This is a genomic window from Burkholderia sp. KCJ3K979 (assembly GCF_016759955.1).
Taxonomy (GTDB): domain Bacteria; phylum Pseudomonadota; class Gammaproteobacteria; order Burkholderiales; family Burkholderiaceae; genus Burkholderia; species Burkholderia orbicola.
The window spans coordinates 1-22429 of record NZ_JACFYV010000074.1 but is presented as its reverse complement, the minus strand read 5'-3'; the positions used below and the strand labels follow the sequence as shown (position 1 = coordinate 22429).

General features: G+C 68.4%; 24 protein-coding genes. 6 read left to right on the top strand and 18 right to left on the bottom strand.

Annotation, left to right across the window (positions count from 1 at the left end):
- Window positions 1-9 precede the first annotated feature (9 nt).
- The 3 genes from fliL to H3O04_RS17790 form a co-directional block, all read right to left on the bottom strand.
- The gene (gene fliL / locus H3O04_RS17800; protein ID WP_023477391.1) at window positions 10-510 is read right to left on the bottom strand and encodes a flagellar basal body-associated protein FliL; all 501 of its coding nucleotides are present in this window, start codon (window positions 508-510) and stop codon (window positions 10-12) included.
- Between the two features lie 235 nt (window positions 511-745).
- Window positions 746-1468 carry an LrgB family protein gene (locus H3O04_RS17795; protein WP_011544465.1) on the bottom strand — a complete coding sequence of 241 codons (723 nt, stop codon included), beginning with the start codon at window positions 1466-1468 and terminating at the stop codon, window positions 746-748.
- 13 nt (window positions 1469-1481) lie between these two features.
- Window positions 1482-1955, bottom strand: coding sequence for a CidA/LrgA family protein (locus H3O04_RS17790; RefSeq protein WP_012327575.1), 474 nt, complete (start codon window positions 1953-1955; stop codon window positions 1482-1484).
- A gap of 141 nt (window positions 1956-2096) precedes the next feature.
- Between H3O04_RS17790 and H3O04_RS17785 the strand changes: the two genes are divergently transcribed.
- Window positions 2097-3023 carry a LysR family transcriptional regulator gene (locus H3O04_RS17785; RefSeq protein WP_077220398.1) on the top strand — a complete coding sequence of 309 codons (927 nt, stop codon included), beginning with the start codon at window positions 2097-2099 and terminating at the stop codon, window positions 3021-3023.
- 26 nt (window positions 3024-3049) lie between these two features.
- Here the strand turns inward: H3O04_RS17785 and H3O04_RS17780 are convergent, their stop codons facing one another.
- The 4 genes from H3O04_RS17780 to H3O04_RS17765 form a co-directional block, all read right to left on the bottom strand.
- The gene (locus tag H3O04_RS17780; RefSeq protein ID WP_202588153.1) at window positions 3050-3436 is read right to left on the bottom strand and encodes a type II toxin-antitoxin system VapC family toxin; all 387 of its coding nucleotides are present in this window, start codon (window positions 3434-3436) and stop codon (window positions 3050-3052) included.
- Complete coding sequence (locus H3O04_RS17775) at window positions 3433-3681, bottom strand: type II toxin-antitoxin system Phd/YefM family antitoxin (protein ID WP_077178379.1); 249 nt, start codon at window positions 3679-3681, stop codon at window positions 3433-3435. Before H3O04_RS17775 ends, H3O04_RS17780 begins: the two co-directional genes overlap by 4 nt.
- Before the next feature lie 109 nt (window positions 3682-3790).
- The gene (locus H3O04_RS17770) at window positions 3791-5353 is read right to left on the bottom strand and encodes a DHA2 family efflux MFS transporter permease subunit (protein ID WP_011544461.1); all 1563 of its coding nucleotides are present in this window, start codon (window positions 5351-5353) and stop codon (window positions 3791-3793) included.
- 176 nt (window positions 5354-5529) lie between these two features.
- Window positions 5530-6018 carry a MarR family winged helix-turn-helix transcriptional regulator gene (locus tag H3O04_RS17765; protein ID WP_011544460.1) on the bottom strand — a complete coding sequence of 163 codons (489 nt, stop codon included), beginning with the start codon at window positions 6016-6018 and terminating at the stop codon, window positions 5530-5532.
- A 174-nt stretch (window positions 6019-6192) separates the two neighbouring features.
- On the opposite strand from H3O04_RS17765, the gene H3O04_RS17760 reads away from it, so the two are divergent.
- On the top strand, window positions 6193-6480 hold the full coding sequence (locus H3O04_RS17760) for a multidrug ABC transporter ATPase (protein ID WP_011544459.1): 288 nt from the start codon (window positions 6193-6195) through the stop codon (window positions 6478-6480).
- Window positions 6481-6764: 284 nt separating this feature from the next.
- Window positions 6765-8336: an efflux transporter outer membrane subunit gene (locus H3O04_RS17755; RefSeq protein WP_023477385.1), complete on the top strand. Its 1572-nt coding sequence runs from the start codon at window positions 6765-6767 to the stop codon at window positions 8334-8336.
- Window positions 8337-8367: 31 nt separating this feature from the next.
- Here the strand turns inward: H3O04_RS17755 and H3O04_RS17750 are convergent, their stop codons facing one another.
- From H3O04_RS17750 to gspG, 8 genes are read right to left on the bottom strand one after another with little or no spacing between them, the layout of a single operon-like run.
- A complete protein-coding gene (locus H3O04_RS17750; protein ID WP_023477384.1) occupies window positions 8368-9156 on the bottom strand; it encodes a type II secretion system protein N in 789 nt (262 codons plus the stop codon).
- 36 nt (window positions 9157-9192) lie between these two features.
- Window positions 9193-9699, bottom strand: coding sequence for a type II secretion system protein GspM (gspM, locus tag H3O04_RS17745; RefSeq protein ID WP_124476772.1), 507 nt, complete (start codon window positions 9697-9699; stop codon window positions 9193-9195).
- Complete coding sequence (gene gspL / locus H3O04_RS17740) at window positions 9696-11066, bottom strand: type II secretion system protein GspL (RefSeq protein ID WP_185921045.1); 1371 nt, start codon at window positions 11064-11066, stop codon at window positions 9696-9698. Before gspL ends, gspM begins: the two co-directional genes overlap by 4 nt.
- A gap of 26 nt (window positions 11067-11092) precedes the next feature.
- Window positions 11093-12202 (bottom strand): type II secretion system minor pseudopilin GspK, encoded by a 1110-nt coding sequence (gspK, locus tag H3O04_RS17735; RefSeq protein ID WP_124476771.1) that lies wholly within the window; start codon window positions 12200-12202, stop codon window positions 11093-11095.
- Window positions 12203-12204: 2 nt separating this feature from the next.
- Complete coding sequence (locus tag H3O04_RS17730; RefSeq protein WP_124476770.1) at window positions 12205-12903, bottom strand: PulJ/GspJ family protein; 699 nt, start codon at window positions 12901-12903, stop codon at window positions 12205-12207.
- Window positions 12881-13288, bottom strand: a complete 408-nt coding sequence (gene gspI, locus H3O04_RS17725) for a type II secretion system minor pseudopilin GspI (RefSeq protein WP_006477244.1) — start codon at window positions 13286-13288, stop codon at window positions 12881-12883. The genes H3O04_RS17730 and gspI overlap by 23 nt, the downstream gene beginning before the upstream one ends.
- The gene (locus H3O04_RS17720) at window positions 13285-13854 is read right to left on the bottom strand and encodes a GspH/FimT family pseudopilin (RefSeq protein WP_043887683.1); all 570 of its coding nucleotides are present in this window, start codon (window positions 13852-13854) and stop codon (window positions 13285-13287) included. The genes gspI and H3O04_RS17720 overlap by 4 nt, the downstream gene beginning before the upstream one ends.
- A 39-nt stretch (window positions 13855-13893) precedes the next feature.
- Window positions 13894-14346, bottom strand: coding sequence for a type II secretion system major pseudopilin GspG (gspG, locus tag H3O04_RS17715; RefSeq protein ID WP_006477246.1), 453 nt, complete (start codon window positions 14344-14346; stop codon window positions 13894-13896).
- 175 nt (window positions 14347-14521) lie between these two features.
- Here gspG and H3O04_RS17710 point away from each other — a divergent pair, with 175 nt between their 5' ends.
- The gene (locus H3O04_RS17710; RefSeq protein ID WP_011544450.1) at window positions 14522-14932 is read left to right on the top strand and encodes a type II secretion system protein N; all 411 of its coding nucleotides are present in this window, start codon (window positions 14522-14524) and stop codon (window positions 14930-14932) included.
- 37 nt (window positions 14933-14969) lie between these two features.
- Here H3O04_RS17710 and gspF read toward each other — a convergent pair whose 3' ends face one another.
- From gspF to gspD, 3 genes are read right to left on the bottom strand one after another with little or no spacing between them, the layout of a single operon-like run.
- Complete coding sequence (gene gspF, locus H3O04_RS17705) at window positions 14970-16187, bottom strand: type II secretion system inner membrane protein GspF (protein WP_006491634.1); 1218 nt, start codon at window positions 16185-16187, stop codon at window positions 14970-14972.
- A 4-nt stretch (window positions 16188-16191) separates the two neighbouring features.
- Entirely contained in the window at window positions 16192-17682 is a 1491-nt protein-coding gene (gspE, locus tag H3O04_RS17700; protein ID WP_012492991.1) for a type II secretion system ATPase GspE, read from the bottom strand.
- 5 nt (window positions 17683-17687) lie between these two features.
- Entirely contained in the window at window positions 17688-20012 is a 2325-nt protein-coding gene (gspD, locus tag H3O04_RS17695; protein ID WP_124476769.1) for a type II secretion system secretin GspD, read from the bottom strand.
- A 369-nt stretch (window positions 20013-20381) separates the two neighbouring features.
- On the opposite strand from gspD, the gene H3O04_RS17690 reads away from it, so the two are divergent.
- On the top strand, window positions 20382-20867 hold the full coding sequence (locus H3O04_RS17690) for a lytic transglycosylase domain-containing protein (protein WP_023476565.1): 486 nt from the start codon (window positions 20382-20384) through the stop codon (window positions 20865-20867).
- A 153-nt stretch (window positions 20868-21020) separates the two neighbouring features.
- Window positions 21021-22331: a GTP-binding protein gene (locus H3O04_RS17685; protein WP_202588152.1), complete on the top strand. Its 1311-nt coding sequence runs from the start codon at window positions 21021-21023 to the stop codon at window positions 22329-22331.
- Window positions 22332-22429: the final 98 nt, after the last annotated feature.

Genomic DNA, 22429 nt, shown 5'->3' with positions numbered 1-22429 from the left:
GCGGCCGCGTTACTGGACGACGAACTCGGTGAACAGGACGTCGTCGACCTTCGCGCGCTGGTTGCCCGGCTGCGTCGGCTGTTCGATCAGCTCCCGCAGCTCCGTCGCGAGCGAACGCTTGCCCTCCGGCGTCGCGAGCTCCTCGGGATGCTTGTTCGACAGCGCGAGCAGGATCCGGCTGCGGATTTCCGGCATCCGCGCGGTCAGTTGCTCCTGCGCCTTCGGATCGGTGAGCTTCAGCGACAGGCCGACGCGCAGGTAGTGTTGCGCGCCGTCGTCGGACTGCAGGTTCACGGTCAGCGGGTCGAGCGGGAAGAACACTGGCGCGGCAAGCGGCGCCGGCTCGGCGGGCGCGCTCGGATGGCCGACGCCCGCCTTGTTCAGGAACACGTACATGCCGCCGGCGGCGGCGGCAGCCGCGCCCAGCGCGATGACGGCGATGAGCGCGATGCGCTTGAACTTGCCGGACGAAGCCGGCTTGTCGGCGGTCGGGGTTGCAGTCGTGGCCATGTGAATGCGTGCGTGATGTCTCGTAGCATGCATTGTTCGGTATCCGGGCCGAGGCCGATGGGCGGAAAAGAGGGGGGAATTGCGGCTATCTCAGCCGATGGTCGGCCGGGTGCCGGCGCGATGTCGCGCAGGAATGCAGAGGGGGAAACGCTCAGGCGGGGGTGCGGCCGGCGGGAACCGGGCCATCCGGCGAGAAGCGCGGCAGGGCGGCCAGCGGCGCCCGCCCGCACTTCTGTCAGATCGGCAGCAACGTGAGCAACGGCGCGATCAGCACCATCGCGACGCCCGCGATCATCATCGTCAGGCTCGACACAACGCCTTCCTCGTTGCCGATCTCGCGCGCCTTCGCGGTGCCCACGCCATGGGCGGCCGCGCCGAACAGCGCGCCGCGCGCGAGCCGCGTGCGCATCGGCACGAGCGCCAGCACCAGTTCGCCGAGCAGCATCCCGCAGATGCCGGTCGCGATCACGAACAGGGCGGTGAGATCCTTCGGCGCGTGGATCTTGTCCGACACGGCGAGCGCGAACGGCGTCGACACCGAGCGCGTCATCAGCGAGCGCTGCAGCTCGGGCGACAGGTGCAGCAGCTTCGCGAGCAGCAGCGACCCGCACACGCCCGCGGCGATCCCGACCGCGACGCCGACCGACAACGACAGCCAGTGGCGGCGGATCAGGTCACGATAGTCGTAGATCGGCACCGCGAACGCGATCGTCGCCGGGCCGAGCAGCCACATCAGCCAGCGCGTGTCGCGGAAATAGACCGAATACGGGATGCCGGTCAGCAGCACGAGCAGCACCAGCACGCCCGGCACGAACACCAGCGGCGAGAACAGCAGCGTCTTCTTGTACGCGTAGAGCCGCTTCGACGCGAAATACAGCACGATCGTCAGCACGAAGCAGCCGACGGAGATCGCGGTATTCACCCGGTCGGCGGGCAGGTTCGATAGCGCAGCGAGCATGGCAGGCCCCCGCTCAGTGAGCGACGGCGCTCAGGCGCGCGCGGCGGCGCTCGGCGAACACGCGCTGCGCGGCGAGCCGGCGTTCGAGCTTCGCGGCGAGATCGACCGCGACGGCCACCGCGACCATCACGAACGCGGTGCCGGCGAGCATCACCAGCGCGATGCGCCAGCCGTCCTCGCGGAACAGGCCACCATACTGCACGGCCGCGACGGCGGCCGGCACGAAGAACAGCAGCATGTCGGACAAGAGCCAGTTCGCGCCGTCCTTCACCCATGCCGGGGCGACGCGGCCCGAGAACAAAAGCACGAGGAGCACCGCGAGGCCGATCACGCCGGACGGAATCGGCAGCCCGACTGTGCGCACGGCCCAGTCGACCGCCATCCACAGCACGCCGAGCGCGGTGGCCTGCAGCACGATCCGGCCCGTGTGCGCGAGGCTGCCCGAAGCGGCGGGGCGGGCGGCGGCAGTGGCGGTCGGCTTGTTCATGGCGGGCTCCATACAGATGTTTCTGTCAATGGAGCAAGTATAGGGTTTCCCCTAACCATAAATAAAATGACTTGTCTCTATCCTTGTCATTCCAATTCGGAATTCGCTTGCATTCAGCTGCACCAATCTGGGGAGTGATCGATGGAATTGCGCGCGTTGCGGTACTTCGTCGAGGTGGTTCGCCAGCAGAGCTTCACCGCGGCGGCCGACAGGCTGTTCGTCACGCAGCCGACCATCAGCAAGATGGTGAAGGCGCTGGAGGACGAGATCGGTTCGCCGCTGCTGCTGCGCGACGGCCGGCAGATGGTGCTGACCGACGCTGGACGGATCGTGTTCCAGCGCGGCCAGGACGTGCTCGCCGCGCAGGCGCAGCTGCAGTCGGAGCTGAACGATCTCGGCACGCTCGGACGCGGCGAGCTGACGATCGGCATCCCGCCGCTCGGCGGTTCGCTGTTCACGCCGATCATCGCCGCGTACAAGCAGCGCTACCCGAACATCGAGCTGAAGCTGTTCGAGCAGGGCGCGCGGATGATCGAGGCCGCACTGATGTCGGGCGAGCTGGAACTCGGCGGGCTGCTGGAGCCGGTCGATCCGGGCACGTTCGAGCGGCTGCCGATGGTGCGCGCGCCGCTGTGGCTCGTCGCGCCGCGCGAGTCGCGCTGGGAGGACCACGCGGCCGTGCCGCTCGCGGATCTCGCGCGCGAATCGTTCGTGTTCTATGCGGAAAGCCTCGCGCTGCACGACGCGGTGCTCGATGCGTGCAGGCAGGCCGGCTTCACGCCGTCGATCGTGAGCCGCAGCGGCCACTGGGATTTCATGGCCGCGCTCGTGCATGCGGGCGTCGGCATCGCGCTGCTGCCCGAGCCGTATTGCCGGCGGCTCGATGCGGGTCAGTTCACGTGCCGGCCGATCGTCGAGCCGGAAATCACGTGGGCGATCGCGCTCGGCTGGCTGAAGAAGGGCTACCTGTCGCACGCGGCGCGCGCATGGCTCGACGTCGCGCGGGCGACGCTGCCGCTCGCGCCGGCCGACGATCTGGCGTTCGGGGGCTTGCGGGCGCGGGAGTGAGGGCCGGGCCGCCGGGCTCGGCGCGATCAGACGCGCAGAATCGGGCCTGGATAGCGGGCAACGGCGTGATCGTGCGTGAGCAACGTGACACCTTCCGAAATCGCCTGGGCAATCAGCAGCCGGTCGAACGGATCGCGATGCACCGGAGGCAGTTGCTCGACTGCCAGGACATGGGCGCTCGTGATCGGCAATTCCACGTAGCCGGCGTCGAGCAGATTGCGACGCAGCACGTGCGGCTCGACCTGAAAGTCGGCGCGATCGAGTCCGCGCTTGATCACGATTTCCCAGAGGCTCGCGACGCTGAACAACAGGGTATGGGCGGGATCCTCGATGAGGGTACGGGCGCGATCCGGCAATTCGGTCGCATCCGCCGCTGTCCAAAGAATCAGATGCGTGTCGAGCAACAGTTTCACGCGTCGCCCTCGAACAGCTTCCGGATGGCATCGTCACCCATCGTGTCGAAGTCGTCCGGCACCACGATCTGCCCCTTCATGAAGCCGATCCGCGCCGGCCGCGTCGCCTCGGGCGCATCGATCGGCACGACCTTCACGAGCGGCTTGCCGGCTTTCGCGATCACGAACGGCTCGCCCGCGTGGACCGCCTCGTCGATCAACCGAGACAGGTTCGTCTTCGCGTCATGCATGTTGTAGGTCTGCATGGCATCCTCTCAAATAAACTAAGTTCAATCACTAATTTAGCTTAGTTTATATCACGAATGGCCGCAAGGCCCGTCGTCGGCTGCGTGCCGGAAGGCGGCGCCGTTCCCGTCAATGCCCCATCGCGGGCCCCGCGCCTTTCTTCGGCTTCGTGATCCACACGAGCGCCGCGAGCGCGACGAACACGCCCGCCGACAGGTGGAAGAAGTCGTTGGTCGCCATCATGAAGCCCTGCTGCGTGACGAGCTGATTGAGTTGCGCATTGGCCGTCTGGCCGACGATGCCGAGCTGCGCGAGCGCGCCCTGGTAGTCGGTCGTGTTCTGCGCGTAGATGCTCACCGATTCCGACAGCCGCGCATGATGGTAGATCGCGTCGTTCTCCCAGAACGTCGAGCTGGCCGCAGTGCCGATCGCGCCGGACAGCGTGCGCAGGAAGTTCGACAGCCCCGACGCGCTCGCGAGCCGCTCGTCGGAGATGCTCGACAGCGTGATCGTCGTCATCGGCACGAAGAAGCACGCGACGCCGATGCCCTGCACGAGCCGCGGCAGGATCACGTGGTTGAACGGCACGTCGAGCGTAAACGTCGCGTTCCACAGCGACACGCCCGCGAACACGATGAACGCGAAGCTCGCGACCATCCGCAGGTCGAGCCGGTGCATGTTGCGGCCGATCAGCGGCGACAGCACCAGCGCGAGCAGCCCGACCGGCGCGGTCGCGAGGCCGGCCTTGCCCGCCGTGTAGCCCATCACCGTCTGCAACCATAGCGGGAAGATCACGACCGAACCGAAGAACGCCATGAAGCCGAACGAGATGATCAGCGCGCCGAGCGCGAAGTTGCGGTCCTTGAAGAGCGACAGGTCGACCACCGGCTCCTTCTCGGTCGCCTCCCATACGAGCATGAACGCGAGTGACACGACCGCGATCAGCGCGAGCGCGACGATGAAGGTCGAGTTGAACCAGTCGCGGTCCTTGCCGAGGTCGAGCATCATCTGCAGGCACGACACGCCGATCACGAGCAGCGCGAGGCCGATCGCGTCGATCCGCTGCTTCGACGTCTTCGTTTCGCGGCCGCGCAGCAGGAAGTATGCGCAGGTCGCCGAGAACACGCCGATCGGCAGGTTGATGTAGAAGATCCACGGCCACGTGTAGTTGTCGCTGATCCAGCCGCCCAGCAGCGGGCCGAAGATCGGCGCGACGATCACCGTCATCGCCCAGAGCCCGAGCGCGAGCCCGCGTTTCGCCGGCGGGTAGCTGCGCATCAGGATCGTCTGCGACAGCGGCACCATCGGCCCGGACACGAGGCCCTGCAGCAGCCGGAACGCGATCAGCGTCTCGAAGTTGGTCGCGAAGCCGCACAGCGCCGACGCGATCGTGAACGCGAGCACCGACAGCGTGAACAGGCGCACCTCGCCGACCCGGCGCGCGAGCCAGCCGGTCAGCGGCACCGCGATCGCGGACGCGACCGAGTACGACGAGATCACCCACGTGCCCTCGCTCGTCGCGACGCCGAGGCTGCCCGAGATGGTCGGCACCGCGACGTTCGCGATCGACGTGTCGAGCACTTCCATGAAGGTGCCGAGCGCGAGCCCGACAGTCAGCAGCGCGAGCGCGCCGCCGGTCAGCGGCGCCGGTTCGGCAGCGGGGGAGGGGGCGGATGCCGTGGTGGCGGACATCGGAATCTCCTAGACGCGGCGCGTGCGACGCGCCGGCACAACGCACGGACACGCGACGCAGCGCGGCCCGGCCGGGTGGAATGAAAAAGGGGAAAAGCGGAGCGGGTGCCTTGTCATCTTCTGCCCAGACAGAGAAATAAGCGAGTGTTTAACCTAGACATGGGGCTCCGCGCGCGTCAGCAGTCGGGTTCGTCGGGCTTCGGGCAGCCGGTCGAACCGGGCCCGTTGGCGATGAAGCGTTGCAGCAGGCCGGTGAGCGTCGCGAGTTCGTCGGCCGAGAAGCCTTCGAGCTGCGCGTTGAGCACGGTCGCGACCAGCGACGGCAGCGCGCGGGCGGCTTCGATGCCGCGTTCGGTCAGCGTCAGCTCGATCATCCGGCGGTCCTGCTCGCTGCGCGCCCGTGCGATCAGCCCCTTGCGTTCGAGCCGGTCGAGCATGCGCGTCATCGAGCCGCTGTCGTACGACATCTTGCGCGACAGTTCGAACGGCGTGCGCGCGTAGCCGCGCGACAGCAGCAGGATCACGCCGATCTGCTGCGCGGTGAGGTCGAACGGCTCGAGCGCGCGATCCATCCGCTCGACGAGCGCCTGCTTCGCCTTCGACAGGTAATAGCCGAGGCTCGTTTCCAGCGCGATGTTCTCGGGATCGTAGAGGCCGCCGGTCATACGATTGCGCGCGCAGCAATAGTGCGTTTCGGGTTAAAACGCGCCCAGTATCTTGAAAAATGATTGCTTAGTCAATATTATTTGAGTCAACCAGTTACGACGTGCATGTTGCACTGCCGGAGACTATGTTCTGACCGATTGGCCCGCGCTGCCGGGCACCCGAGGATGTTCGCGATGCTGTTCCTGAAAAATGCCGCCGGCGCGCTGCGCCGCAACCTGACCGATACCGCTCATCATGTGTTCTCCGGCCCGCACCGCGGCTGGAAGATCGCGCTGTACGTGACGATGCTGGTCGTGCCTGGCGGCTCGCTCGCGGCGCTCGGGTTCGCATGGTTCGATCATCGCCGGCAGCGCAACGCGAAAAATGCCGCCCGCCGCACGAGCCAGCCGGCCGCGACGGAGCCGTCGACATGGCGGGCTGCCGCCGCCGAACCCGTCCCGGTGCCCGTGCGCTGCCACTGACGCCGCAGCACTCCCGCCGCTCTCCGCACGATCCCGCCTGATCGCCGGCCGCGTCACGCGCGGCCGGTGCCGTACGCCGATTCGCCCGCCCGTTTTCCCGCAAGCTGGCCGTAATGGCCGGTAAACCGGCCGGCCGCGCCGGTAACACATTCCGGCTGCCGCGCACCGTACCCTTAGGGCTGCGCAGCTTTCCCGCCGTCAGTTACCATTTGTCCGCCAGCGGCATGACGACCGCATCGCGCGGCGCCGCTCGCCGGCCGTCACGCCCAGACAGGAAAACCACCATGCCGTACGCCTCCCTCCCGCGCGCCGTTCGCCCGCTGAGCGCCGCCGTCGCCATTGCGACGGCCGTGCTGCTCGCCGGCTGCGCCGTCGGGCCCGACTATCACCGCCCCGACACGTCGATCCCCGCCGCGTTCAAGGAAGCGCCGGCCGGCTGGAAAGTCGCGCAGCCCGCCGATCGCGCCGACCGCGGCGCGTGGTGGACGGTCTACAACGATCCGCAGCTCGATGCGCTGATCGGCAGGCTCAACGCGTCGAACCAGACCATCGCACAATCGGCGGCCGCCTACCGGCAGGCGCGCGCGCTCGTCACCGAGGCACGCGCCGCGTATTTCCCGACCGTCGGGCTGACCGCCTCGGGCTCGCGCGCACGGACGCCGCGCACGTCGCTGTCGTCGGGTTCGTCGTCGAATTTCGGCAGCGGGTCGACCGGATCGATCAACAACAGCTACAGCGTCGGCCTCGACGCCAGCTGGGAACCCGACCTGTGGGGCAAGGTGAGCCGCACCGTCAGCGCGCAGCGTGCCGGCGAAGCGGCCGCCGCGGCCGACCTCGCGAACGCGCGGCTGTCGCAGCAGGCGCTGCTCGCGCAGACCTATTTCCAGTTGCGTACGTCCGATGCGCTGCAAAAGCTGCTCGACGACACCGTGAAGTCGTATGAACGCTCGCTGCAGCTCACGCAGAACCAGTACGCGCAGGGCGTCGCCGCGCGTGCCGACGTGATCCAGGCGCAAACGCAGCTGCAGAGCGCGCAGGCCGCGCAGATCGACAACGGCGTCGCCCGCGCGCAGTACGAGCATGCGATCGCGACGCTGATCGGCGAGCCCGCGTCGACCTTCTCGCTGGCGCCGAATCCGCTCGCGGCCGAGCCGCCGGTCACGCCGGTCGACGTGCCGTCCGCGATCCTCGAGCGCCGGCCCGACATCGCGGCGGCCGAGCGCCGCGCGGCGGCCGCGAACGAGCAGATCGGCGTCGCGATCTCGGCGTTCTTCCCCACGCTCACGCTGTCGGCCACCGGCGGCTTCCAGAGCTCGGTGTGGTCACAGCTGTTCACGCTGCCGGCGCGCTTCTGGACGGTCGGCCCGCAACTCGCGGCCACGCTGTTCGACGCGGGTCTGCGCGCCGCGCAGACCGACGCCGCGCGCGCGACCTACGACCAGGACGTCGCCGCCTATCGCCTCGCGGTGCTCACCGCGTTCCAGGACGTCGAGGACAACCTCGCGTCGCAGCGCATTCTCGCGCAGGAAATCGACGTGCAGCGGCAGGCGGTCGACAGCGCCGAGCACGCGCTCGCGATCGTCACGAACCAGTACAAGGCCGGCACGGTCGCGTACCTGAACGTGCTGACCGCGCAGACCACCGCGTTCACCGCGCAGCAAAAGCTCGCGACGATCGCCGGGCAGCGGATGGTGTCGTCGGTCGGGCTCGTGAAGGCGCTCGGCGGCGGCTGGAACGTATCGGAGATGGCGCGCGAGAACGGCGACATGGCGGCGCCGGCGCCCTTGCCGGCGTCCGGTGCGGCCGCGCCCGCGGCCATCGCACCGTCGGTCGCCGCACCGCTCGCGCAGAAGTAGAAAGGGAAGCGGGCGACGCGCGCAATCAGAATCAGCGCTGCGCGTCGCCGAAGATCAGCGACACCTGGTTGTTGCCGATCGGGTGGCCGAGCAGGTTCAGCAGTCCGGCGAGGTTCGCCTGCTGCTCGGGCGCCGCATGCGCGGTGCCGCGGAACGATCCTTGGCCGGGGCCGAAGCTGCCGTGCCCGTCGAGGAACAGCGGGCCCTGCGTCGTCGACAGGTCGAGATCGGCACCCATCCCCTTCGCCTGCAATATCGCGCGGTACGAACCGAGCGGCTTCACGCGCGACACGCGCGAACTCATCGAATCGATCGTCACCGTCAGCTGGCCGAACGCGTTGTTGCCGATCAGCCGCCAGTCGCTCCAGCCGAGCCGCACGTCGCCCTGCAGGTCGAGCGTGTTGAACGGCGTGCCGAGCCCGGTGAGCAGCGACGCAGGCACGGCCATCGTGCCCGCCGACAGCACCGCGCCGCGCCACGTCGCATCGAGCGTGACCGCATCGGGCATCGCTTCGGTCTGCCGCATGCGCATCTGCACACGCCCGGTCAGCAGCGGCCAGAAGCGCGTGGTCCATTCGACCCGGCCCGGCAGCAGCGTCGCCGCGCTCTGGTCGGCGCCCGGCGCGAGCATCAGCGTGCCGGAGCCGTGCCACAGCGACCCGTCCGGATCGGCGAGATTCACGTGGCCGCCGGTCGCACGCGCGAACTGCGGCGCGATCCACGCGGCCGGCGCGAGCGCGACGAGCGTCACCGCCGTCGCCAGGCCGCCTGCCAGCACCCACGGCAACACGGTGCCGAGCCGTCTCGCCCACGGCCGCATCGGCCGGCCTTCGTTTGCGTCATCCACAGCCGTCATCTATTTCTGGACGGAAGGTTGCATCACGGCCGTCAAGTCCACCTGGCCGTCTTCCTTCAGCGCCGTGGCATGCGCCTCGCCGACCTGCACCTTGAACTGCCGGCGCGCATCGTCGAGCCACTGGGTCCATGCCGGGAACGACACGTTCTTCATCTGGATCTGCACGCCGTTGCCGACGATCTGCACCTGCGCGCCCTGCAGCCCGTGATCGGACAGCGATGCAGTGAGCGCATCCTTCAGCGCGAGGCCCGTCGGCGCGACACCCTGCGCGGCGGCGGCCAGCGACTTCGCCTCGTTCGCCTGCGCGGTCATCTGCGCGAGTTCGTGACGCATCGCCGGCAGCTCGCGCTGAATCCGCGCGCGGCCTTCCTGCGCGGGCGACCACAGCACCGAATACGCGATCGCGATCGCCAGCACGGCGCCGCCCCAGCCGAGCAGCGTCTTCTCGCGCGGCGTGCGCTCGCCCCAGAACTGGGCCAGCGTCTGGTTCAGTTGTTCGGCTTTCATGAGCGGCTCCGGATCGTCCATTTGCCCGTGTTGCTGTCGACTTCGCCGGACAGTCCGTTACGCGCGAGGCGCTGCGTGAAATCGGGATCGACCTTGACCTCCGGCTTGAAGCCGACGTCGAGCCGCCGGTCGTGATAGTCGAGCGACGCGATGCCGTTCAGCGGCAGCGCACCCATCGAGCGCGACAAGCCGCTCGACAGCGCGAGGAAATCGTTCGGCGACAGCTCGCCGGCAGCCAGCCGAAGCTGGTCGAGCTGGCGCTGCATCTGCGCGGGCGGGTCGAGCACGGTGGTCGTCTTCGGGAACGCGGACAAGAGCGTCTCGGTGATCTGCGCGGACAGCGCATCGCGCTCGCGCGACAGCTTCCACCAGTGCAGGTTCATCCCGATCACCGCGACGCCGAGCGTCGCCGCGGCCAGCGCGATCGGCACGCGCAGGCGCTTCACTGTCGCGCGGTCGAAGCGCCACGGCTGCGATTCGAATTCGAACTGGCACAGATCGAATGGCTCGGTCAGCGCCCGGCGCGCGAACGTGTCGAACGATAGCGGCGCGGCGCCCGGCAACAGCGGCGCGTCGGTGCGGCCGACCGACGCGAGCCGCGGCTCCGCGCCCGGTTCGCCGAGTTCGTACAGTTCGACGTCGCCGCCGCCCGCGAGCGCGGCCAGCGTGCCGGCCGCGCGCGACGCGGGCGCCGCGAAGCCTTCGCCGAGCGCGCCGCGCGCGACCGCCAGCTCGAGGCGCGGCGCCCCGGCCGCGGCCGGCAGCGCGCCGGCTTCGACGAGCACCGGTTCGACCGCCGTCGCGAGTCCGAGCACCGCGGCGACCGTCGGCGGGCGGGCAGGCGGCTCGGTGACGTCCGCGACGAGCGCGGCGTCGGTGGGCTCGCCGTCGGCCGGCACGGCGGAGCCCGCGTCGGCCGACGCGCGCGGCGCCGGCAGGCAGCGGGTCGCGGGCACCGCGCTCAGGTGCCGGTGGCCGGCCGCGGTGAACGCGTCGCAGATCGTGCGGAACCACGCGCGGTCGACGACGGCCAGTACGCGGCGCCCGTCGGGCAGCGCGGCCGGATCGAGCGCGATGTGGCAGCCGAGCGGGTCCTGGATCAGCTGATCCTCGACGATGTTGGGCAGCGCCTGGCGCAGCTTCGGCCCCTTCAGCGGCGGCACGGTCGCGGCCAGCAGCAGCACGTCGCGCGCGGCGACGATCAGCACCGTCGCATTCGCGCGCGGCAGCAGCGCGAGCGCGGCGCGGCCCGCGCGCTGCACCTGGCCGGCCTTGTCGACGAGCGTGAACGGCAGCTCGGGCCACTGCCATTCCTGCAACGGCACGGCAGGCTCGCGCGGCGGCAAAGAAACAATCAACGTGCTCACAAGAGCTCCTCTCCCGATTGGCGTCGTTATAGCTGGTCGCGGATGCGCACGACCCGCGTCGAGTGCGTGGTCGGATCACGATACACGAGCGAGGTGCGGTCGACCTCCGCGCGTTCGTGCTGAATCCGGCCATGCACGATGAAATAGCTCGAATTGACGTCGACGAGGCTCGAGTCGATCGTCACGTTCGGCGGCGCGCCGGCGCCGCGCAGCGCGAGCTGCACGTCGCCCACGTTGCGGAAAAACACGGTCTCGCGGCGCGACACGAGCGCCTGCGCGGACGACACGCTCATCCCCGGTATCAGCGCGGCGATCACTTCGGCCGGCGCGGTGTTCATGTTCACGGGCGTCGTGGTCGGCAGCACCGTGACGAACGGGCGCAGCCGCGCGACCATCTCGGGCGTCACGCCGTCGACGTCGAGCAGGCTGTCGACGCGCGTCATCATCAGCGGCGCGGGCCCGCGGTCGCCACCGGCCATGCCGGGATCGTCGGTGAAGCCGCTGCCTTGCAGGTCGCCGCTCGTCACCGGCGCGGTCGCGGCGTTCGCGGCGGTCCCGCCGCCGCCGGGCAGGTTCGGCATCTGGAACCGCGTGGCCGAATGCAGCAGGCCCGCGCGCACCTGCAGCGCGATGCGCTTCGCGAACGCGCTGTCGTAGCCGAGCGTCGTCAGCAGGCGCTGGAACGCCTGCATCTGCGTGACGTTCAGTTGCAGCACGCCGGGCGCCGGCGACGACACGAGGTTGCGCAGATTGAACTTCGCCTGCGCGTCCTCGATCGAGCCGGACAGATAGGTGTCTTCGGCGTCCGTGTCGTTCGGCGCGCCGATCCGGCCGAGGAAATCCGACAGCTTCGTCTTCGCGATCGGCACGCCCCAGATCCCGCCGAGATAGGTGATGCCGGGCGCCGTGTCGCCTTCGGAGCGCAGGATCATCCGGGTCCAGTCGAGCGCGCCGCGCGCGACCCACTGCGCCTGCGCGATCACGCGCTGGTTCTCGATGCGGCGGATCTGAACCTGCTGGCGCCACAGCATCCCCGACACGAGGATCGCCGACAGCGCGACCACGAGCAGCGCGGTGATGATTGCGGCGCCGCGCTGGCGGCGGGCAGGCATTCGACGGAAAGGGCGCGCGCGCATCGTCATTCCCCGACGAGGAAGATGCGCGTGATCGGCACGCGCAGCGACGTCGCGCCGATGCTGACCTGCAGCCCGGTCACCGCGCGCGCCGGCGGCGCGTTGCCGATCTGCGGCACCTTGAGCGCGTCGTTGTTCTGCGCGAGCGCGTCGTCGGCCGTCTGCAGGTTGGTGGTCCAGCCCACGCGCGGCACGTACAGCTTCGCGTCGATCGCGCCGACGCCGCCCATCAGCGCGACCCAGCTCCAGCCTTCGACGCTGCTGTCCTTCAGCAGGGTGCGCAGCCGGTTCGTGTCGTCGATCGGCGGCGATGCGTAGCGCACGACGCGCCCGCCGGCGATCCGGTAGCGGACCACCTGCAGCCGCGGCGCGACGCCCGGCACGTCGAGCTCGCGCACGATCTGCAGCGTATTGCCGGCGACGCCGATCGCCGGCTGGCCGGCCTCGTCGTCGGTCGCGGCGAGCCGCGCGTCGATGCGCATCTGGTCGAACATCTGCGCGAACACGCGCTCGTCTTCCATCGCGGACGCGACCTTGTCGCGACCGCGCATGATCTGGTCGAGCCCGCGCCACGCGAGGATCGCCACCACCGCGAGGATCGCGATCGCGATCATCAGCTCGATCAGCGTGAAGCCGCGGGCAGCGCGGGACGAGGGGGCGGACGGGCGGCGCATCGGCGCGTCAGAGCGGACGGCTGGTTTCATTCGCGACCACCGTCACCATCTGCGCGAGCACGCCGGCGCGGCCGGGCATGCTCACCGATATCCGCACGCGCCGGAACACCGGATTCGGCGTGGTGCTCACGCGCTGCGTGCAGACGAGCTGCACGTTGCCTTGCGAGCAGTCGAAGCTTTGTTCGCCGACCTCCGGCCACGCATGCGTGAGCCGCAGCTGCGCGAGCGCATTGTCGGCGCTCCAGCCGGCGAGCAGCCGGCGATGCAGCTCGGACGCGTTGGTCGCCATCGTGCCGACCGCGCGGATCGACGCGGCGAGCGCGACCGCGATGATCGCGAGCGCGACCAGCACTTCGATCATCGTGAAGCCGCGGGCGGAAGAAACGGGGAAGGGCAGGCGACGACGCATCGTCATTGCACCTCGTAGCGGCCGTTGCCGGTGCCGACGATCGTCGCGCTGCCGGCGGCCGAATGCAGCGTCACGCGCACCGGCGTGTCGATGCTCTCGGTGCCGAACACGACGCGGCTCGCGCGCGTGTCCGACCCCGGATAATCGATGTCGGCGCCGGTGACGCCGCCGTCCCAGTCGCGCGGGCGCAGCAGGTCGTCGCGCAGTGTGCGCCAGCCGTCGGGCGAGCTCACGTCGAACTGGAAACCGTGCGCGGTCGGCTGCCACGCGATCGGCCGCGCGCGCACCTGCGCTTCGTCGCCGGCCGTCTCGAACAGCAACGCGATACGCTGCGCTTCCTCGCGCAGGTCGGTGCGCGGATTGCGCGTCAGCGACAGCGACGCGAGCGACACGAGCAGCCCCGCGATCACCAGCACGACCAGCATTTCGAGCAGCGTGAAGCCGCGCGTGCGACGTCGTGCCGCGCCATGCTTCATCAGGCCGCCATCGGCACGTGCCGGTACGAACGGCACCGCACCGCGACGCACACGGCAATCGCGGCCGCAGCGGGAGGTCGTGCGAATGGCGAGCATGAAGAACGGAAAAGAAACGTCGGGCCGATCAGTGCCGGCCTATTGCCACGAACCGATGTCGGTATCGTTGCCGTCGCCACCTTCCTTGCCGTCGGCGCCGTAGCTGAACACGTCGATCTCGCCGTGCACGCCCGGGTTCAGGTACTTGTACCCGTTGCCCCACGGGTCATTCGGCAGGCGCTCGAGATAGCCGCCGTCCTTCCAGTTGTTCGGGATCGGATCGGTGGTCGGCTTCTGGATCAGCGAATTCAGGCCCTGCTCCTGGGTCGGATAGCGGCCGTTGTCCAGACGGTACAGCTTGAGCGCCTGCATGATCGTGCCGATGTCCTGCTTCGCGGCGATGCGGCGCGCCTCGTCCGGGCGGCTCATGATCTTCGGCACGATCAGCGCTGCCAGGATCCCGAGGATCGCGACCACCACCATGATCTCGATCAGCGTGAAACCGCGCTGACGACGCACGGCCGCGTTGCGGCGAGTGATCCACGTTTGCATGACTGACTACCTCTTTCCAAAAAATGTCGTCGATTGAGTGACGCACCCGGCGCACCGGACGATTGCCTGACGGCAACCTTCCGGACCGGCGGGCGCGGAGCACGCATTGTAAGGCGCGCATCGCCGAGGGCTTTCACCCAACGCAAATTTCATATACATCCGTACAATAGCGCGCATGAACGCGCTCTCGATCCGGATCCTTTCCCTCGCCCTCTTCGCGGGTTTGTGCGCGACGGCCACCTACTGGGTCGTCACGCTGTCCGCTCGCGAAGCGCCGCTGCCCGCCGCCGCCGCGCGGCTGCCGATCCGCACCGAGGACGCCGCGGCGCTCTTCGGCGGTCAGCTCGACAAGAATCCCGTCCAAGACATCCACCTGTTCGGCATTCTCGCGCTCGACCACGGCGGCGCCGCGATCGTCAGCGTCGGCGGCGAACCGCCGCGCGCCGTGTCGCTCGGCGCGGACGTCACGTCCGGCGCGAAGCTCGCCGAAGTCCGCCCGCGCTCGATCATCGTCGACCGCAACGGCGCCCGCGCCGAAATCCAGCTCCCGGCGAACACACCGTCCCCCGCGATCTACATGCGCTGAACGGCGGCGGCCCGGCAAGCGGAATCGGGCCGCTCCGTCACTGCACCATGTTGTTCAGCTCGATGATCGGCAGCATCACGGCCAGCACGATCACGAGCACGATGCCGCCCATCGCGAGGATCAGCAGCGGCTCCAGCAGGCTCGTCAGGAACATCGTGCGGCGCTCCAGCTCGCGCGCTTCGCCTTCGGCCGCGCGATCCAGCATCGTCGTCACGTCGCCCGTCGCCTCGCCCGAACGAATCAGGTGCACGAGCACCGGCGGAAACGTCTTCACGTTGTTCAGCGCGCGCGACAGCGCGGAGCCTTCGCGCACGCGCACGATCGCGTCGTCGATGTTCGCGCGCATCGCGCGGTTCGACAACGTCTCGCCGGCCGCCTGCAACGCGCGCAGGATCGGCACGCCGGCCGCGGTAAGAATGCCGAGCGTGCTCGCGAAGCGCACCGTGTTGTAGCCGCGCACGAGCTTGCCCGCGAGCGGCGCGGTCAGCACCCAGCGATCGAACGCGAGCCTGGGCCCGGCGCGCGACAGCGTCGCCTTCACGAACCACACGACCACCACGACCGCGATCAGGATCGCCCACCACCAGTGCCGCACGAATTCCGACAGCGCCATCATCACGACCGTGAGGATCGGCAGTTGCTGCTTCGTGCTCGCGAACACGTTGACGACCTGCGGCACGACGTAGCTCAGCAGGAACGTGACGATGCCGAATGCGATCAGCGTGACGATGCCCGGATACGTGAACGCCAGCAGGATCTTCTGCTTCAGCGCATTGCTCTGCTCGATGTAGTCGGCCAGGCGCGACAGCACGATGCCGAGCTTGCCGGTGTGCTCGCCCGCAGCAACGAGTGCGCGGTAGATCTCCGGAAAATCGCGCGGATGCTGGCCGAGCGCATTCGCGAGCGAATGGCCGCCGAGCACTTCCGCGCGGATCGCGGCCATCAGTTCGCGGATGTAGTCGCGCTCGGCCTGCTCGGTCAGCACGCCGAGCGCCTCGTCGAGCGGCAGCCCGGCGATCAGCAGGCTCGCGAGCTGGCGCGTGAGGATCGCCTGTTCGCGCTGCGACAGCTTGCGGCCGAACGCGAGTCGCTGCGAACGCGCGCCGCGCGTCGCGCTGGCGGCCGGCTCGACGACGAGCGGCGTGAGCCCCTGCGTGCGCAGCTGGCCGCGCGCGGCGCGCGCACTGTCGGCATCGATCACGCCTTTCTGCGCGCGTCCCGCCGCATCGATTGCTTCGAAACGGAATGCCGGCATCGCGCTATGCGCCTCCCGTCACGCGCAGCACTTCCTCGAGCGACGTCGCGCCGGACGCGAGCCAGCGCTCGGCGTCGTCGCGCAGCGTGCGCATGCCTTCCGCGCGGCCGGCGGCCAGGATCTCGGCATCGGCCGCGTTGCGGTGAATCAGCGAGCGGATCGAATCGTCGATCACCAGCAGCTCGTACACACCGCGCCGGCCCGCATAACCGGAATGTCCGCACTTCGCGCAGCCGACCGGATGCCACACGGTTCGGCCGTCCTCGTGGCGCTCTTCCTTGCAGACCGGGCAGAGCTGGCGCACCAGGCGCTGCGCGAGCACGCCGAGCAGCGACGACGCAAGCAGGTACGGCTCGACGCCCATGTCGGTCAGGCGCGTGACGGCGGACGCCGCGTCGTTCGTGTGCAGCGTCGCGAGCACGAGGTGGCCCGTCAGCGACGCCTGCACCGCGATCTGCGCGGTTTCGAGGTCGCGGATTTCGCCGATCATGATCACGTCCGGGTCCTGGCGCAGGATCGAGCGCAGCGCGCGGGCAAAGGTCATCCCGATCCGCTCGTTCACCTGCGTCTGGCCGATGCCGGACAGGTCGTATTCGATCGGGTCCTCGACGGTCATGATGTTGGTCGTCGCGGTTTCGAGACGCGACATCGACGCGTACAGCGTGGTCGTCTTGCCCGAACCGGTCGGGCCGGTGACGAGCACGATGCCGTGCGGGCGGCCGATCAGCTTGTCGAACTGGACGAGCGTGTCGCGGCCCATCCCGAGCGCTTCGAGGTTCAGGCGCTGCGCATCCTTTTCCAGCAGACGCAGCACCGCGCGCTCGCCGTGCCCGGTCGGCAGCGTCGACACCCGCACGTCGACCGGCCGGCCGCCGACGCGCAGCGTGATGCGGCCGTCCTGCGGCAGACGCTTCTCCGCGATGTCGAGCTGCGCCATGATCTTGATCCGCGAGATCAGCGCGCCGTGCAGCGCCTTCTTCGGGCGCACGACGTCGCGCAGCGTGCCGTCGACGCGAAAGCGCACGACCGACGCATTCTCGAATGGCTCGATGTGAATGTCCGATGCCTGTTCGCGCGCCGCTTGCGTGAGCAGCGCGTTGATCATCCGGATGATCGGCGCGTCGTCTTCCGATTCGAGCAGATCCTCGACTTCGGGGATGTCCTGCATCAGCCGCGACAAGTCGACTTCGCCTTCGACCTCGCCGACCACCTGCGCGGCGCTGCCGTCCTGGCGCGCGTAGGCCTGGTTGATCGCCTGCGCGAGCTCGTCGGCCGGCACGCGATGCACGGCGATCGAGCCGAAGTTGCGCGCGATCTCCGCGAGCGCGGCGTCGCTCGTGCGTTCGCTGATCCATACCTCCAGCGTGTCGTCGAGCTGATGCGCGATCAGCACCTGGCCGCTCTTCGCGAAGCCGTACGGCAGCAGGCGCGCGGCGAGCGGCGACGGCGGCTGGCGTTCGCCCGGCGCGCCGTCGTGGGCGGAGGACGCGAGCACGTCGCTCACTGCGAGGCTCCCGGCGCGGTGGTCAGCGGCTGTTGCGGCACCGCCTGCTGCGGCACACTCTGCGGCTGCGCGGGCGTCGCCTCCGGCAGCGGCTGGGCCGGCACCGGCGCCACCTGGCGCTGCAACTGCTGGCGACGCATCTTGTCGAGATCGAACAGGTTGCCGGCCGGCGTGCCGCCCTGGCTCGGACCCAGCGGCATCGGCGGGACGACCGGGTCGTCCTTGTCGCGCATCACGTTGTTGTCCGACTTGTAGGCGCCCGTCACGCCCTGGATGTAGTCGTAGCGGTTCGCGGTGACTGCCTGCGCGGTGCTGCGATCGGAAATGATCACCGGGCGCAGGAACACCATTAGGTTGGTTTTCGCGCGCTGCTTCGTTTCGGAGCGGAACAACTGGCCAATCCACGGGATGTCGCCGAGCAGCGGCACCTTGCTGTTCGACACCTGGTAGTTGTCCTGCATCAAGCCGCCGAGCACGATGATCTCGCCGTTGTCGGCCAGGATCGTCGACTGGATCGAGCGTTTCGTGAAGGTCGGGCCGGTCTGCGCGTTCGTCGTGCCAGCGACGACCGCCGAATCCTCGGTATAGAGCTGCAGCTTCAGGATCCCGCCGTCGGTGATCTGCGGCTTCACGTGCAGCGTCAGGCCGACGTCGCGACGGTCGTAGGTGTTGAACGCGTTGCTCGTCGTGCCGCTCGTCAGGTTCGAATACGAACCGGTCGCGATCGGCACGTTCTGGCCGACGACGATCTTCGCTTCCTCGTTGTCGAGCGTGATCAGGTTCGGCGTCGACAGCACGTTCGCGTCGCTCACGCCCGCAAAATACTGCAGCAGCGCGCCGAGCCCCTGCACGCCGAACATGTTGTGCAACCAGCCGATGTTGAGGCCCTGGTTCAGGTTCGCGAGATTGGCGGCCAACCCGGCGGTGGCCGCCGTGCCGCCCGTCGTCAGGTTGATGATGCTGTTGCCCAAACCGCCCGTGGGATTCAGGTTCGTACCGCCGAGGAACTGGCCGCTCGCCACCTGCCACTGGATGCCGAGGTTGCCGGACGTATTCGAGTTGAGCTCGACGATCAGCGCTTCGATGTAGACCTGCGCACGCCGCGCGTCGAGCTGGTCGATCACCGAGCGCAGGTTCCGGTACACCGGATCGGACGCGGTGATGATCAGCGAGTTGGTGGCCGAGTCGGCCTGGATCATCCCGCCCGGCTGGTTGTCGTCGCCGCTCTTGTCCTTGTCACCGCCGAGCAGGCCGCCGGTACCGAGGCCACCGCCGGACGAGCCGCCGCCATACCCGGACGACGACGACGAACCGCCCAGCCCGCCCGACGGCAGCGGCGGGGTGCCCGACGTGCCGGTCGAGAAGTTGCCGCTCGCCGACGAGCCGCCGTTCTGGTTGAAGCTGTTCGCGTCGTTGGACGACGCCGACGAGCCGCTGTCGTTGCCGCCCTTGCCGAGCATCCCGCGCAGCGTCTTCGCGAGCTTCACCGCATCGGCGTTGCGCAGCGGCACGACGTGCATGTTGCCGGGCACCGCGCTCGGCGCGTCGAGCTGCTGCACGAGGCGCTTCGCGGCCGCGAGGCGCGACGCGTTCGACGCACGCAGCAGCAGCGCGTTGGTGCGCGGGTCGGCCGTGACCGATACTTTCAGCGTCGCGTCGCTGTTGCCGATCGCGCCCGGGTCGAGCATTTTCTGCAGTTGCGCGGCGAGGTCGATCGCGTTCGCGTTGCGCAGCGGCACGACCTGCACCTGCGCGCCCGCGGCGCTGTCGACGCCCGAGATGATCTGCGCGATGCGGCGCACGTTGTCCGCATAGTCGGTCACGACGATCGTGTTGTTCGCCGGGTAGGCCGTCACCGTGTTGTTCGGCGAGATCAGCGGCCGCAGCACCGGCAGCAGGTTGTTCGCCGATTCGTTGTGCAGTTCGAACACCTGCGTGATCACCTGGTCGCCGCGCGCCTGCGGCGCATTGCCGATGTAGGTCGGCACGCCCTGCAGCTTCGCGTCGGCTTCCGGCACGACCTTCAGCACGCCGTGATCCTGCACGAGCGCGAAGCCCTGCATGCGCAGCGCCGACTGCAGCGTCTTCAGCGCCTGGTCTTCCGGCACCGGCCGTTCGGCCACGAGATTGAGCTGCCCCTTCACGCGGGGGTCGACGATGATGGTCTTGCCGGTCGCGGCGCCGATCGCTTTCGCGACCTGGTCGATATCCGCATTCACAAAGTTGAGCGTGACCTGAGCGTAGGCGGCCTGCGAGACGATGATGCCTGCCACGAGCAGGGTCGTGGCGATACGCCGCATAACGAAGCGATTTCTTGTCATGGATGAATGGGTCGATGCCGGCTCAGGCCACTTCCGGCGGTAGTGCTGGGATCCAAGTCCGAAAGAGGCGACATTAGCAGTTTTTCATGTCCGAAATATCACATTGATCCGAAGACTGTCTCACATACGACAGGTATCCGACCAATCGTATGCAAGATGTAAGGATCGGTGCAACCCTCCGCATGCCGGCCCTCTCCCTTGTTTTCGCGATGAACCGACACGGAAATGCGGTATAACCGGGCTGCCGTATTCCTGCCTGTCGCAATCTGACGGTCTGCCGGTATGATACGGGCGGCGCGTTTCTCGTCGCACTAATAACAGGCACGGGTTTTCCCCGAGCTTCGCGCAATTTCCTTTCGTTTCCGCACGATGAACAGACGGTTCGCTTCGATCGCGTTGATCGCCGCCGGCGCGTGGTTCGCCAGCGGCAACGCGCGCGCCGACTGTTTCGACGAAGCGGCCAAATATCAGCAGGTCAATCCGCTGATCCTGCGCGCGATCGCGTGGCAGGAGTCGCGCAACCGGCCCGAGGCGCTGAACAAGAACACGAACGGCTCGGTCGACTACGGCCTGATGCAGATCAATTCGATCCACCTGCCGACGCTGTCGCGCTACGGGATCGGCCGCGACACGCTGATGGAGCCGTGCAAGAACGTGTACATCGCCGCGTGGCATCTCAAACAGAAGATGAACCGCTACGGCAACACGTGGCAGGCGGTCGGCGCCTATCATTCGGAAACGCCGTCGCTGCGCGACAAGTACGCCCGGCAGATCGCCGGCATCCTGACGCAATGGAAGCTGCTGCCGCCCGCGCAGACCACCCAGGCCGCTCAAGCGCCTCAAGCCGCTCAGTGATTCCGCGCCGCGTCGCCGGCTGACGCCGGGCCGGCCGCGCGCGTTTGATGCACAATGCGGGCTGACGCCGCCGTTTCGCCCGTGCGCGGGCCGATCGCGCCCCGGCAGGGCGCCGCGGCCGCTTTTTCATCTTTTCCGTTGGTGCATATCATCATGAATCCGGCAATGAAACAGCCGTTGCCCGTCACCGTGCTGTCCGGCTTCCTCGGCGCCGGCAAGACCACGCTGCTCAACCACGTCCTCGCGAACCGCGCGGGCCTGAAAGTCGCGGTGATCGTCAACGATCTCGCGGCGGTCAACATCGACGCGTCGCTCGTGCGCGATGCGCAGGCGCTGTCGCACGTCGAGGAACGCCTCGTCGAAATGTCGAACGGCTGCATCTGCTGCACGCTGCGCGACGATCTGCTCGTCGAGATCCGCAACCTTGCGTCCGAAGGCCGCTTCGACGCGATCATGATCGAATCGACCGGTATCGCGGAGCCGATGCCGATCGCCGAAACCTTCACGTTCGTCGACGACGACGGCACGTCGTTGTCGGCCATCGCGCGGCTCGACACGCTCGTCACCGTGGTCGACGCGTACAACTTCCTGCGCGACTACGGCTCCGACGACGCGCTCGCGACGCGCGGCATCGCCGCGTCGGAAGACGACGACCGCACGCTCGTCGAGCTGCTGATCGAGCAGATCGAATTCTGCGACGTGCTGGTGATCAACAAGGCCGACCTCGTCGGCGCGGACGATCTCGCCCGCCTGCAGCACATCCTCGCGCGCCTCAATCCGCGCGCGCACCAGGTCGTCTCGACGTTCGGCAACGTGCCGCTCGACGAAGTGCTGAACACCGGCCGCTTCGATTTCGACGAAGCCGCGAACGCGCCGGGCTGGCTCGCGTCGCTCGATCACGATCACACGCATTGCGACGACCCGGACTGCCATGACGACCATCATGCGCACGTACACGGCGAAGCCGACGAATTCGGCATCGGTAATTTTGTTTACCGCGCGCGCCGGCCGTTTCACCCGGCACGGCTCTGGGCGCTGCTGCATCAGGAGTGGCCGGGCGTACTGCGCAGCAAGGGTTTCTTCTGGCTCGCAACGCGCAACGACATCGCGGGTTCGCTGTCGCAGGCGGGCGGCGTATGCCGGCATGGCCCCGCAGGTTTGTGGTGGGCGGCGCAGGATCGCGCGGAATGGCCGGACGACGACGAGCTGCTCGCTGAAATCCGCACCGAATGGCTCGGCGATCTCGACGATCGCACGGTCGGCGATCGCCGCCAGGAACTCGTGCTGATCGGCATCGCGCTCGACGCCGATGCGTGGCGCGCGAAACTCGATGGATGCCTGCTGACCGATGCGGAGTTCGCACTCGGCGCGGCGGGATGGGCGGCGTTCGACGATCCGTTCCCGGCGTGGGACGTCGATTCGCACGACGACGATCACGGCGACACGCAGATCGTGCGCGCATGATCGCGTGGTAACGGCTTGTAAAATAACCGTTAACTTTTGCAAGAGCGGCGCGAACTGTGGCGAAAATGCCGCGCGCGCCCAACAAAAAACCCGCCGAG